General features: G+C 64.6%; 12 protein-coding genes. 10 read left to right on the top strand and 2 right to left on the bottom strand.

The window, feature by feature from the left end:
• Positions 1-248: 248 nt before the first annotated feature.
• From DMX06_RS09465 to sugE, 7 genes are all read left to right on the top strand, one after another.
• Positions 249-1,307: an ABC transporter substrate-binding protein gene (locus tag DMX06_RS09465; protein WP_110736453.1), complete on the top strand. Its 1,059-nt coding sequence runs from the start codon at positions 249-251 to the stop codon at positions 1,305-1,307.
• A gap of 154 nt (positions 1,308-1,461) precedes the next feature.
• Positions 1,462-2,268, top strand: a complete 807-nt coding sequence (locus DMX06_RS09460) for an alkaline phosphatase family protein (RefSeq protein ID WP_110736452.1) — start codon at positions 1,462-1,464, stop codon at positions 2,266-2,268.
• Positions 2,265-3,104, top strand: a complete 840-nt coding sequence (locus DMX06_RS09455; RefSeq protein WP_011532723.1) for an ABC transporter permease — start codon at positions 2,265-2,267, stop codon at positions 3,102-3,104. The genes DMX06_RS09460 and DMX06_RS09455 overlap by 4 nt, the downstream gene beginning before the upstream one ends.
• The gene (locus tag DMX06_RS09450; RefSeq protein ID WP_110736450.1) at positions 3,094-3,888 is read left to right on the top strand and encodes an ABC transporter permease; all 795 of its coding nucleotides are present in this window, start codon (positions 3,094-3,096) and stop codon (positions 3,886-3,888) included. Before DMX06_RS09455 ends, DMX06_RS09450 begins: the two co-directional genes overlap by 11 nt.
• Position 3,889: 1 nt before the next feature.
• Positions 3,890-4,879, top strand: a complete 990-nt coding sequence (locus tag DMX06_RS09445; RefSeq protein ID WP_110736449.1) for an ABC transporter ATP-binding protein — start codon at positions 3,890-3,892, stop codon at positions 4,877-4,879.
• A gap of 13 nt (positions 4,880-4,892) precedes the next feature.
• Positions 4,893-5,546: an HAD family hydrolase gene (locus DMX06_RS09440; RefSeq protein WP_110736447.1), complete on the top strand. Its 654-nt coding sequence runs from the start codon at positions 4,893-4,895 to the stop codon at positions 5,544-5,546.
• Between the two features lie 181 nt (positions 5,547-5,727).
• The gene (sugE, locus tag DMX06_RS09435) at positions 5,728-6,045 is read left to right on the top strand and encodes a quaternary ammonium compound efflux SMR transporter SugE (protein WP_110736446.1); all 318 of its coding nucleotides are present in this window, start codon (positions 5,728-5,730) and stop codon (positions 6,043-6,045) included.
• Positions 6,046-6,061: 16 nt separating this feature from the next.
• Here sugE and DMX06_RS09430 read toward each other — a convergent pair whose 3' ends face one another.
• Positions 6,062-7,936: an MFS transporter gene (locus DMX06_RS09430; RefSeq protein WP_110736444.1), complete on the bottom strand. Its 1,875-nt coding sequence runs from the start codon at positions 7,934-7,936 to the stop codon at positions 6,062-6,064.
• 271 nt (positions 7,937-8,207) lie between these two features.
• Between DMX06_RS09430 and DMX06_RS09425 the strand changes: the two genes are divergently transcribed.
• Both DMX06_RS09425 and DMX06_RS09420 read left to right on the top strand, forming a co-directional pair.
• Entirely contained in the window at positions 8,208-9,323 is a 1,116-nt protein-coding gene (locus DMX06_RS09425) for a hypothetical protein (RefSeq protein ID WP_146232193.1), read from the top strand.
• A gap of 1 nt (position 9,324) precedes the next feature.
• Positions 9,325-9,894, top strand: a complete 570-nt coding sequence (locus DMX06_RS09420; protein WP_110736441.1) for a LemA family protein — start codon at positions 9,325-9,327, stop codon at positions 9,892-9,894.
• A gap of 6 nt (positions 9,895-9,900) precedes the next feature.
• On the opposite strand, the gene DMX06_RS09415 is transcribed toward DMX06_RS09420, so the two are convergent.
• On the bottom strand, positions 9,901-11,040 hold the full coding sequence (locus DMX06_RS09415) for a TDT family transporter (RefSeq protein ID WP_110736439.1): 1,140 nt from the start codon (positions 11,038-11,040) through the stop codon (positions 9,901-9,903).
• A 159-nt stretch (positions 11,041-11,199) separates the two neighbouring features.
• Between DMX06_RS09415 and DMX06_RS09410 the strand changes: the two genes are divergently transcribed.
• A complete protein-coding gene (locus DMX06_RS09410; RefSeq protein ID WP_110736438.1) occupies positions 11,200-12,390 on the top strand; it encodes an MFS transporter in 1,191 nt (396 codons plus the stop codon).
• Positions 12,391-12,483 lie beyond the last annotated feature (93 nt).

The raw sequence follows: 12,483 nt of genomic DNA, 5'->3' as shown, positions 1-12,483 counted from the left end.
ACATCCTGTGACAAAGGCACGCCAAGAGACCTGCCAGAACCGGGCCAGGCCACGCGCTTCAAGGCTTTCGATGTGGTCTACGCTGTATCCCCAGAGCCATCGGCCTGCCACCCACACCTTCTTCTTACATCAAACTGTCACGCAACAGGCCTACCTTGGCTCAAGGTTTGCTGACCTAGACCAGGGGTTCGCAAGCACCGCTTCTGTTCATAACAACGAATGCAAGGCACCCACCAAAGGAGCTTCGGATGAAAAAGTTGTTCATGGCGTCACTGCTCGGTTCGGCCATCGCTTTTTGCACCTCGGCCATGGCCCAGGACCTCAAGGCCCTTGAAGACGCCGCCCGCAAGGAAGGCACCGTCAACAGCGTGGGCATGCCCGATGCCTGGGCCAACTGGAAAGGCACCTGGGAAGACCTGGCGAAAAAATACGGCCTCAAGCACAGCGACACCGACATGAGCTCGGCCCAGGAGGTCGCCAAGTTCGACGCCGAGAAGGACAACGCCAGCGCCGATATCGGCGACGTCGGCGCCGCCTTCGGCCCGATCGCGGTCGCCAAGGGCGTCACCCAGGCCTACAAGCCGAGCACCTGGGACCAGGTGCCGGCGTGGGCCAAGGACCAGGACGGCCACTGGGCGCTGGCCTACACCGGCACCATCGCCTTCATCATCAACAAGGACCTGGTCAAGGAAGGCGAACGCCCGACCACCTGGCACGACCTGGAAAAGGGCAAGTACAAGGTCGCCATCGGTGACGTCGGCACCGCCGCCCAGGCCGCCAACGGCGTGCTCGCCGCCGCCATTGCCTACAAGGGCGACGAAAGCAACATCGAGCCGGGCCTGCAGCTGTTCACCAAGCTGGCCCAGCAGAAGCGCCTGTCGCTGGCCAACCCGACCATCCAGACCCTCGAGAAGGGCGAGGTGGAGGTCGGTGTGGTGTGGGACTTCAACGGCCTGAGCTACCGCGACCAGATCGACCCGAAACGCTTCGAGGTGCTGATTCCGTCGGATGGTTCGGTCACCTCCGGCTACACCACCATCATCAACAAGTATGCCAAGCACCCGAACGCGGCCAAGCTTGCCCGTGAGTACATCTTCAGCGACGCCGGGCAGACCAACCTGGCCATCGGCCATGCCCGGCCGATCCGCGCCGAGCACCTGAAGCTGCCGGCGGACGTGCAGGCCAAGCTGCTCCCCAACGAGCAGTACAAGGCCGCCCAGCCGATCAAGAACGCCCAAGCCTGGGAAGCGACCGCCAAGGCCTTGCCACAGAAGTGGCAGGAGCAGGTGATCATCGAGATGGAATAAGGCTGGGCCAACCTGGGGCTGCTGTGCAGCCCATCGCGACGCAAGGCCGCTCCCACAGGGCCAACGTCGCCCCAGAGGTTTGCACTACCTCTGTGGGAGCGGCCTTGCGTCGCGAAAGGAGGGCAAAGCCCTCCCCGCTTTTTCGGAGTCATAAATGAACCACAACGTCATCCTGGTCCTGCTCGACGGCCTCAATTACCAGGTCGCGCACCATGCCATGGGCCACCTGCACGCCTACGTCGAAGCCGACCGCGCCGCACTCTACCGCGTGGAATGCGAGCTGCCGTCGCTGTCGCGACCGCTGTACGAATGCATCCTCACCGGCGTGCCGCCAATCGACAGCGGCATCGTCCATAACAACGTCAACCGCCTGTCCAACCAGCGCAGCGTGTTCCACTACGCCCGCGAGGCCGGCCTGGGCACGGCGGCGGCGGCCTATCACTGGATGAGCGAGCTGTACAACCGCTCGCCGTTCGACCCGCTGCGCGACCGCCATACCCACGCACCGAAGCTGCCGATCCAGCACGGCCTGTTCTACTACGCCGACCACTACCCCGACTCGCACCTGCTGGCCGACGCCGAATACCTGCGCCGCCGCCATGCGCCGAACTTCCTGCTGGTGCACCCGATGAACATCGACGACGCCGGCCACCGCCATGGCCTGGACAGCAGCCAGTACCGCAATGCTGCGCGCAGCGCCGACATCCTGCTGGCCGACTACCTGCCGCGCTGGCTCGAGGAGGGCTACCAGGTGCTGGTCACCGCCGACCATGGCATGAACAACGACCGCTCACATAACGGCCTGCTGGCCGAGGAACGCGAAGTGCCGCTGTTCGTGTTCGGCGAAGCGTTCAACCTCGATCCTGCGGCCAAACCGTTGCAGACCGAGCTGTGCGGCACGATCTGCGAACTGCTTGGCGCCGCCCACGACAAACCGGTCTGCCGGGAGCTGCTCAAGTGAATGCAAGCCATCGCGGCCGCTACCTGGCCCTGCTCTGCCTGCTGCCGTTCGCCGTGTTCTTCATCATCTTCCAGGTCGCGCCGCTGGCCTGGGTCGCCCTCAACAGCCTGCAGAGCGAGAGCGGCTGGGGCCTGGCCAACTTCAGCAAGATCTTCGCCTCGAAGTTCTACCTGCAGGCGCTGCAACGCAGCCTGGAGATCAGCTTCTGGTCGAGTCTGTTCGGCATCGTCATCGCCACCTTGGGCGCCTACTCGCTGCGCCGGGTCGACTCGAAACTGCGCGATTTCGTCAGCGCCTTCGCCAATATGACCAGCAACTTCGCCGGCGTGCCCCTGGCGTTCGCCTTCATCATCCTGCTCGGCTTCAACGGTGCACTGACGCTGCTGCTCAAGCAGATGGGCCTGCTCGGCGACTTCAGCATCTACTCCAAGACCGGGCTGATCCTGGTGTACACCTACTTCCAGATCCCCCTGGGCGTGCTGCTGCTCTACCCGGCCTTCGACGCACTGCGCGAGGACTGGCGCGAATCCGCCGCACTGCTCGGCGCCAGTCACTGGCAGTTCTGGCGGCATATCGGCCTGCCGGTGCTCACCCCGGCGCTGCTCGGCACCTTCGTCATCCTGCTGGCCAACGCCCTGGGCGCCTACGCCACCGTCTACGCCCTGACCACCGGCAACTTCAACGTGCTGCCGATCCGCATCGCGGGCCTGGTGGCCGGCGACATCAGCCTCGATCCGAACCTGGCCAGCGCCCTGGCCATGGTGCTGGTGGGCCTGATGACCGTGGTCACGGTGGTCCATCAATGGCTGCTCAAGAGGAGCTACCATGCGCGCTGAAAACACGGCGGGCGGGCTCTACCACCGGGTGGTGGTGTACCTGCTGTTCCTGATCCTGCTGCTGCCGCTGGCCGGCACCCTGCTCTACTCGCTGGCCACCAGCTGGTCGGCGACCCTGCTGCCCAGCGGCCTGACGTTCAAGTGGTATGTGGCGCTGTGGAGCGAGCCGCGCTTTCTTGCCGCCTTCGGCCAATCGTTGCTGGTGTGCGTGGGTGCGCTGGTGCTGTCGGTGCTGCTGATCCTGCCGCTCCTGTTCGTGGTGCACTACCACTTCCCGAAACTCGACGCGCTGATGAACGTGCTGATCCTGCTGCCCTTCGCGGTGCCGCCGGTGGTGTCGGCGGTGGGCCTGCTGCAGTTGTACGGCAGCGGGCCGATGGCCATGGTCGGCACGCCGTGGATCCTGATCGGCTGCTACTTCACCATCGCCCTGCCGTTCATGTACCGGGCCATCACCAACAACCTGCAGGCCATCAACCTGCGCGACCTGATGGACGCCGCCCAGCTGCTCGGCGCCAGCACCTGGCAGGCGGCGTTCCTGGTGGTACTGCCCAACCTGCGCAAGGGCCTGATGGTGGCGCTGCTGCTGTCGTTCTCGTTCCTGTTCGGCGAGTTCGTGTTCGCCAACCTGCTGGTGGGCACCCGCTACGAGACCCTGCAGGTGTACCTGAACAACATGCGCAACAGCAGCGGCCACTTCAACAGCGCGCTGGTCATCTCCTACTTCGCCTTCGTGCTGGTGCTGACCTGGGTCGCCAATCGCCTGAACAAGGACAAGACCTGACATGAGCTTCGTCAGCGTACAGAAACTGCAAAAGAGCTACGCCGGCAACCCGGTGTTCGAGAACATCGACTGCCAGATCGAGCGCGGCGAATTCGTCACCCTGCTCGGCCCCTCCGGCTGCGGCAAGTCCACCCTGCTGCGCTGCATCGCCGGGCTGACCCCGGTGGACAGCGGGCGGATCCTGCTCGACGGCCAGGACATCGTGCCGGTAAGCCCGCAGAAGCGTGGCATCGGCATGGTGTTCCAGAGCTACGCGCTGTTCCCCAACATGACCGTGGAACAGAACGTCGCCTTCGGCCTGCGCATGCAGAAGGTCAAGGCCGACGAGAGCCAGGCGCGGGTGCGCCAAGTACTCGACCTGGTCGAGCTGGGCAGCTTCGCCGGGCGCTACCCGCACCAGCTGTCCGGCGGCCAGTGCCAACGCGTGGCCCTGGCCCGCTCGCTGGTCACCCGCCCGCGCCTGCTGCTGCTCGACGAACCGCTTTCGGCGCTGGATGCGCGCATCCGCAAGCACCTGCGCGAACAGATCCGCGCCATCCAGCGCGAACTGGGGCTGACCACCATCTTCGTCACCCACGACCAGGAAGAGGCGCTGACCATGTCGGACCGCATCGTCCTGATGAACCAGGGGCGCATCGTCCAGAGCGGCGATGCCGAAACCCTCTATACCGCGCCCGTGGACCTGTTCGCCGCGGGCTTCATCGGCAACTACAACCTGCTCGACGCCGACAGCGCCGGCCGCTTGCTGCAACGCCCGGTCAGCGGACGCCTGGCAATCCGCCCGGAGTCGATCACCCTGGGCCTGAACGGTGAGCTCGACGGCGAGATCCGCAGCCACAGCCTGCTGGGCAACGTCATCCGCTACCGGGTGCAAGTGCGCGGCGTGGAACTGGTGGTGGATGTGCTCAATCGCTGCGCGGCCGACCTGCACGCGGACGGGCAACGGGTATCCTTGTCGATCGACCCCACGGCGCTACGGGAAGTGGCCTAAGGAGCATCAACGCATGGCACTGGCAATCTTCGATCTGGACGAAACCCTCATCCACGGCGACTGCGCGTCACTGTGGAGCGAGCAGATGGCGCGGCTGGGGTGGGTAGACGGCAAAGCCTTCCTCAAGCGCGATCATGAGCTGATGGAAGCCTACGGCAAGGGCCACCTGGCGATGGAGGACTACATGGCCTTCAGCCTGGAGCCCATCGCCGGGCGCACCCTGGAAGAGGTGGAGCACCTGGTCGAGCCCTGGGTGGAGGATGTGATCGAGCCGATCATCTTCGGCGACGCCTGCCGCTGCATCGCCGAACACCGCAAGCGCGGCGACCGGATCCTGATCATCTCGGCCAGCGGCACCCACCTGGTCGGGCCGATCGCGGCCAGGCTGGGGGTGGACGAATACCTGGCCATCGAACTGGAGGCGGTCAACGGCGTCTACACCGGCAAGACCCACGGCGTGCTCACCTACCGCGAGGGCAAGATCTCCCGCCTGCTGGAGTGGCTGGACCAGGAGCAGGAAAACCTGGAGGGGGCGAGTTTCTATTCCGACTCACGCAATGACCTGCCACTGCTGCTGAAGGTCGATCACCCGCACGTGGTGAACCCGGACCCGGTGCTGCGCGAGCATGCGCAGACCAATGGCTGGCCGATTCTGAGCTGGTCTTGACCTGGGTGTGCGGATATACCGGCCAGCCATAGCGTGTGGCCGGTACACGCACCATTGATCCGTAACGCTTGCCTCGCCCGCCACAAATGTGCAGTATAGTGCGCACTGTGAGGACGGCCTCACGACGCTGTGCGTGAACATACCGGGGACGGCCCCATCATTGAATCGATGGAGACTCACCATGTCCTGGATCATCCTGTTGTTCGCCGGCCTGTTCGAAGTCGGCTGGGCTGTCGGCCTCAAGTACACCGACGGTTTCACCCGCCCCCTGCCCACCATCCTCACCGTCGGCGCCATGGTCATCAGCCTTGGCCTGCTGGGCCTGGCCATGAAGGAGCTGCCGCTTGGCACCGCCTATGCCATCTGGACCGGCGTCGGCGCGGTCGGCACGGTGATCGCCGGGATCATCCTGTTCGGCGAATCCATGGCGCTGATCCGCCTGGCCAGTGTCGCCCTGATCATCACCGGCCTGGTCGGCCTGAAGGTCAGCGCCAGCTGACCTCCCTCCGTTTTCCTTAGCGAACGTCGCCGCGCAGCAGGCTCACCTGCTCGCGCAGCACTGCGGGCTGCGCCGCCTCCACCGGGATGGCGGCGCCGGCCACCAGGGTCACCCGCGACCACAGGCGCTTGAAGAAGCCCTTGTTCGGGTCGCGACTGAAGAAGCTGCCCCACAGCCCCTGCAACGCCAGCGGAATCACCGGCACCGGCGTCTCCTGCAGGATGCGGTTCACCCCGCCCTTGAACACATCGATCTCGCCATCCGAGCTCAACTTGCCTTCCGGGAAGATACACACCAGTTCGCCGTCGTCCAGGTACTGGGCGATACGGGCAAAGGCGCGCTCGTAGGTGGCCTCGTCCTCGCCACGCCCGGCGATGGGAATGGCGCCGGCGGTGCGGAACACGAAGTTGAGCACCGGCAGGTTGTAGATCTTGTAGTACATGACGAAACGGATCGGCCGACGGATCGCCCCACCGATCAGCAGCGCATCGACGAACGACACATGGTTGCACACCAGCAGCGCCGCGCCCTCGTCGGGAATGCGCTGCAGCTCGCGGTGCTCGACGCGGTACATCGAGTGGCTGAGCAGCCAGATCAGGAAGCGCATGGTGAATTCCGGCACGATGCGGAAGATGTAGGCGTTGACCGCGATGTTGAGCAGCGACACCACCAGGAACAGCTGCGGGATGCTCAGCTTGGCCAGGCTCAGCAGGACAATGCTGATGATCGCCGAGACCACCATGAACAGCGCGTTGAGGATGTTGTTGGCGGCAATCACCCGGGCCCGCTGATCTTCCGGGGTGCGCGCCTGGATCAGCGCGTACAGCGGTACGATGTAGAAGCCACCGAAAATGCCCAGGCCGACGATTGACAGCATGATCCACCAGGCCTGGCTCATGCCCAGCAAGGTCAGCCAGTCATGGGGCACGGCTCCCACCGGGACATCCCCCGAATGCCACCACCAGAGCAGGCCGAACAGAGTCAGGCCGAACGAGCCGAACGGCACCAGGCCGATCTCCACCTTGCGCCCGCTCAGGCGCTCGCACAGCAGCGAACCGACCGCGATGCCCACCGAGAACAGGGTCAGCACCAGGGTGACCACGGTCTCGTCGCCGTGCAGCCAGTCCTTGGCGTAGGCCGGGATCTGCGTGAGGTAGATGGCGCCGACGAACCAGAACCACGAGTTGCCGACGATCGAGCGCGACACCGCCGGGGTCTGGCCCAGGCCCAGGCGCAGGGTCAGCCAGGACTGCTTGAAGATGTTCCAGTCCAGTTTCATCTGCGGCGCGGCGGCGGCGGCGCGGGGGATCCAGCGGCTGGCCAGGTAGCCCAGCACCGCGGTGCCCACCACCCCGGCGGCGGCCAGTACCGCGTACTGGCTGGAGGACATCAGCATACCGGCGCCGATAGTGCCGGCCAGGATCGCCAGGAAGGTGCCCATCTCCACCAGGCCATTGCCGCCCACCAGTTCCTCCTCACGCAGGGCCTGGGGCAGGATCGAGTACTTCACCGGGCCGAACAGCGCCGAGTGGGTGCCCATGGCAAACAGCGCCACCAGCATCAGTTCCAGATGATGGGTGACGAAACCGGTTGCGCCGATGGCCATGATGACGATCTCGGCCAGCTTGATCGCACGAATCAGGCGGTCCTTGGCGAACTTCTCGCCGAACTGCCCGGCCAGCGCAGAGAACAGGAAGAACGGCAGGATGAACAGCAAGGCGCAGAGGTTGACCCAGATCGAGCGGTCGCCTTCCAGGCTCAGCTTGTAGAGGATCGCCAGGATCAGCGACTGCTTGAACAGGTTGTCGTTGAAGGCACCCAGCGACTGGGTGATGAAGAACGGCAAAAAGCGCCGCTTGCCGAGCAGGGTGAATTGCGAGGGGTGACTCATCGTCCTTGTACCTGGTTGGGCTTTGTCATTGGAGGCACGTTCAGCGCATAAAGCCACAAATCTGCACGGGAATGGACGATGAAGGCAAGCCCGTTGCTTCGTCCAAAGGTTTCGGCTGCGCCACGCCTGTGGCAGAAGCAGCGGCTGTCAGTTCACCGCCTGTGGCTCGACGCGATGGAACGGCAACCGCGAAGCTGGCAGACTGCCGCCCCTCACCAACACGGAAGGTGCGCCCCTTGGGGCCGAACTGAACAGGGATGAAGGCCAGCCATTGATTCAATTGAATACCCACAACGCCCGGCTCAAACGCACACTGCGGGCGGCCAGCCACACCGCACGCACGGCGACGACCAAGCAGCAACTGCTGGCCGCCGTGGACGCCATGGCCGCCTTTTACGGCAACATGCAGTTCGACAACCGCTTGCCCTGGCTGATTGCCCTGCTCTGTGGGCCCCTGGCCATTGCCAGCATCGCAGGCTACTTGCAGGCGTACGAGCCGCTACTGGCGCCGCTGGCCAAGCTGCTGGGCCAGAGCCTGGCGCAGCTCGCGTCCAACCTCACGCTCGGCCTGCTCGGCGCCGCTGCGTTCAGCCTGATCGTCCTTTACCAGCGCAGGAAGCTCATCCCCAACCTTGCCTACGACCTGGCCGAGCGCTCCAGCCTGATCACCGCCGGCCTGCAGGAAATCCCGGTGACCGACAGCCAGTTGCTCAAGGGCCTGCAAATCGAGTTTCGCGACTATGTGCGCGGCAACCACAAGCGTTTCCTGCGCCGCGCCGTGCAGGGCCACTATCAGGGCCGGCTGCACAGCTTCAACTACCGCTGGTACCACCTGCATTACGTGGACAAACAGACCCACCAGGAAACCGAGTCCGATGGCAAGGGCGGCACAACCTCGAAAACCGTGACCTCCTACCAGGAATACGATCGCTACAGCCTGGTGATCGACTTCCCTTGGGTGAAGGGCATCGCCCTGGGTGGCGGTAGCGGCGGCCGCTCATCCATGGTCGACCTGGAGCACCACTTCAAGACCGCATCAAGCGACTTCGACCGCGCCTTCAGCCTCACTGGCAGCTCGGCCATGGCCTGCGCCCGCTTCGCCAAGCCGGTGACGGTGCTGCACCTGATCGACCTGCATCGCCAGCTTGATACGCCCAACCTGGAGTTCTCGCAGCACGGGCAACTGTGCCTGAGCAGCAACGACAACCCGCTCGTTTTCAAGCTGACTTGCGAGCTGGCCCGCGCGAGCGATTTCCGCTTGCTGATCGACCACGGCGTGCACCTGCCACAGCTCAGCGCTCTGCTCGACGCCGTGCACACCCTGGCCGAGCAGCACGACGACAATTTCACCGTGCCTACCCCGGCACAGCTACAAACGGAGCACTGACATGGACCTTTTCGCCCTTATCCTGCTAGCCGTGCTGATCGGCGTACCACTGATCGTCATCAGCCTGTACAACGGCATCGTCGGCAACCATAACCGGGTCAAACGCGCCTGGGCCGATGTGCTGACCTATGAGCGGCAGAAAACCAAGGTGCTCGACGCGCTGCAAGAGCAGGCCGGCCTGTACCGCGACCATGAACAAGGCGTGCTGGCCGGGATCACCCGCCTGCGCAGCGCCATTGCCGAGCTGCCTGTCGAGGCGGACGGCAAGACCCTGGCCAAGGCCGAGGACGCCACCCGTTCGCTGCTCGGCGGGCTGCGCGTGGCCTTCGAGGCTTACCCCGAGCTCAAGGCCTCGGAGCTGATGAACAACCTCATGCGTGAAATCGCCGAGCAGCAACAGAACGTCGGCGCGGCCATCGTGATTTTCAACGGCGAAGTGGAACGCTTCAACAACGGCATCCAGATGTTCCCAGGCTCCTTGGTCAACAGCGTGATGAACAAGCATGCGACCGTCATCCCGTTCACCGATATCCAAGCCGCCAGCGCCTTCGACTACACACCCAACCTGTAAGGCCGATCAGTGCTGGGCAATGCACGGCGACACGAACAGCTCGCCGCGCCACGCCCCGCGCAAGGTGCGGCTGGCCACCAGCGCCCAGAGCATGGCCAGCGCCACCACCAGCACCTGGCCGAACACGCTGAAGAAGCCGAGCTGCAGCCAGGCCGCCAGTTTCAGAGTGGCCAGGCAGTACACCCCCAGCGGGAAGGTGAAGCCCCACCAGCCCAGGTTGAACGGCATGCCCTGGCGCATGTAGCGCAGGGTGATCAACACCGCCGTCAGCAACCACCACAACCCCGCGCCCCACAGCACAATACCGGCCACCAGGCCCAGGCCACGGGCGACCTCACCCAGGCTGCCCAGGCCATTGGCGGCGAACACCGCCGGCGCGTCGCCACCGAGCACCAGCATGCCCAGCGCACCGGTGCCGATCGGGCCCAGGGCCAGCCAGCTGGAGGCTGCCATGTTGGCAGGCGGCAGTTTGTGCAGGGCCATGCGCAACATGAGGATGGTGAGGATGCTGAAGGCCACCGGCAGCGACACCGCCCACATCACATAGCTGGTGATGACCACCAGGAACTGCTGGTGGGCGTCGGCCAGGTGCGGAGCCAGCAGACCACCACTGGCCGCCGCGACCTCCGCCGCCACCACCGGCAGCAGCCAGACTGCGGTCATCTGGTCGATGCTGTGCTCCTGGCGGGTGAACATCAGGTAGGGAATGGCCACGCCGCACAGCAGCGCCAGGCCCACGTCCAGCCACCAAAGCATTTCAACCCACGGCACCACGGCCTCACCCCAGCGCGCCATGCCGAACACCAGGGCGCCGTTGAGGATGGTGGCCAGCCCCATGGGGATGGTGCCGAAGAACATCGACACGGTGGAGTGCGCGAAAATCCGCCGCGCCTCATCGAAGAACATTACCCAACGGGCGCCGTACAGGACGCAGAACAGGGTAAACAGGCCGATGGTCAGCCACCACAGGCCCTCGGCCACGCTGTCCAACCCCGGCACCTGGACTTGATGAAAGGCCAGGGCCAGCACGCCGGTACCCATGGTCGCGGCGAACCAGTTGGGGGTGAACTGGCGGATCACTTCGCGGGGGTGGGCCAATTGGCTGAACGGGCGCCAGGAAGGCGCGCGGGTCTGGGTGCATGGCATAAGGTGTCTCCTGGCCTTGTGTAAGGTAGAGATATCTTATGCCTGCAAAGAATATCTATATAACGGGTAATTTCTCTATCTGTTATCGATTTTAAAGATATAGCAGCCAGGCCGGCACCTGGCATATGCTTGACCGCTGACAATGACAAGGATCGGTCGATGCTCCGCGCCCTTAAAGGCTACCCCGCTGCGGTTCGCCTGCTGTTGTTCACCACCTTCACCTTGACCATGGCCCGGGCGATCACCCTGCCCTATCTGGTGGTGTACCTGTCAACGCACCTGGGCCTGTCGGTCGGCCAGACCGGCCTGCTGGTCGGCGGCGCGATGCTCCTGGCATCCATGCTCAGCCTCTATGGCGGACACCTGGTCGACACCCTGCGCAGTCATACGCTGATCGTCGCCTGCACCTCGGTGTTCGCCCTGGCCTTCGTCGGCATCGTGGCCAGCACTTCGGCTGCGTTGTTCTTCTGCTTCCTGGTGGTGGCCTACCTGGCCCAGACCGTGGTCGACATTGCCGCCAAGGCCGGGTTCTGCGCCTTGCTGGCAGAGAACCGACGCGGCGAAGTGTTCGCCATCAAGTACACCTTCAACAACATCGCCTGGGCCGCGGGGCCGATGCTTGGGGTGCTGCTGATCGAGGCGGACGACCACCTGCCGTTCGTGGTTTCGGCCCTGATCGGCCTCGGCCTGAGCCTGGTCTATTACCGCCTTGGCGAACGCAGCTTGCTGAGCCTGCGCGAGGACCGGCCGGCAGCGGGCTTCGCCCAGGTCGCCCTGGGCATGCTGCGCGACCGGCGCCTGGTGTGCTTCACCCTGGGCGGCGTGCTCAGTGCCGTGGTGTTCGGCCAGTTCACCGCCTACCTTTCGCAGTACCTGGTGGTGACCCTGAACGATCCCGCCGAGGTGGCGCGCCTGGCCGGCTACCTGGTAACCACCAATGCCCTGGCAGTGATCGGCCTGCAATACCTGATCGGCCGGCGCATCACCCGTCAGCACCTGATGCCCTGGCTGATGGCTGGCATGGCCATGTTCGCTGCCGGGTTGCTGGGGTTCTCCGTGGCTGCTTCGGCGCCGGCGTGGTGCCTGGCCATGCTGGTGTTCACCCTGGGCGAGATCATCGTGATTCCGGCCGAGTTCATGTTCATCGACCTGATTGCGCCGGAGCATCTGCGCGGGGTTTATTATGGCGCGCAGAACCTCTCCAACCTGGGCGCTGGGCTCGGGCCGATCCTGGTAGGTCTGGCGCTGGGGCATGTGGTGCCGGTGACGGTGTTCTATCTGTTGATCGGGTCGGTGATGCTGGCGGCGGTGTTCTACTGGCTGGGGACACGCACGGCCCGGCTGGCTTAGTTGGCAATACCGGTCCATCGCGGGCCCTGCGACGTCCTGCCACTGCGACCAACGTCGGCGCTGACGAACCCGCCGCTGCGTGCCAGACTGATT

This window comes from Pseudomonas mosselii, assembly GCF_003205295.1.
GTDB classification, from domain to species: Bacteria; Pseudomonadota; Gammaproteobacteria; order Pseudomonadales; family Pseudomonadaceae; genus Aquipseudomonas; species Aquipseudomonas mosselii_B.
The sequence above is the reverse complement of the archived record's forward strand: the minus strand, read 5'-3'. Positions and strand labels throughout refer to the sequence as shown.

Bases quoted from the DNA above. Each gene is read 5' to 3' on its own strand.
- DMX06_RS09465 (WP_110736453.1), top strand. From the start codon at position 249: ATGAAAAAGTTGTTCATGGCGTCACTGCTCGGTTCGGCCATCGCTTTT.
- DMX06_RS09460 (WP_110736452.1), top strand. From the start codon at position 1,462: ATGAACCACAACGTCATCCTGGTCCTGCTCGACGGCCTCAATTACCAG.
- DMX06_RS09450 (WP_110736450.1), top strand. From the start codon at position 3,094: ATGCGCGCTGAAAACACGGCGGGCGGGCTCTACCACCGGGTGGTGGTG.
- DMX06_RS09445 (WP_110736449.1), top strand. From the start codon at position 3,890: ATGAGCTTCGTCAGCGTACAGAAACTGCAAAAGAGCTACGCCGGCAAC.
- DMX06_RS09440 (WP_110736447.1), top strand. From the start codon at position 4,893: ATGGCACTGGCAATCTTCGATCTGGACGAAACCCTCATCCACGGCGAC.
- sugE (WP_110736446.1), top strand. From the start codon at position 5,728: ATGTCCTGGATCATCCTGTTGTTCGCCGGCCTGTTCGAAGTCGGCTGG.
- DMX06_RS09430 (WP_110736444.1), bottom strand. From the start codon at position 7,936: ATGAGTCACCCCTCGCAATTCACCCTGCTCGGCAAGCGGCGCTTTTTG.
- DMX06_RS09420 (WP_110736441.1), top strand. From the start codon at position 9,325: ATGGACCTTTTCGCCCTTATCCTGCTAGCCGTGCTGATCGGCGTACCA.
- DMX06_RS09415 (WP_110736439.1), bottom strand. From the start codon at position 11,040: ATGCCATGCACCCAGACCCGCGCGCCTTCCTGGCGCCCGTTCAGCCAA.
- DMX06_RS09410 (WP_110736438.1), top strand. From the start codon at position 11,200: ATGCTCCGCGCCCTTAAAGGCTACCCCGCTGCGGTTCGCCTGCTGTTG.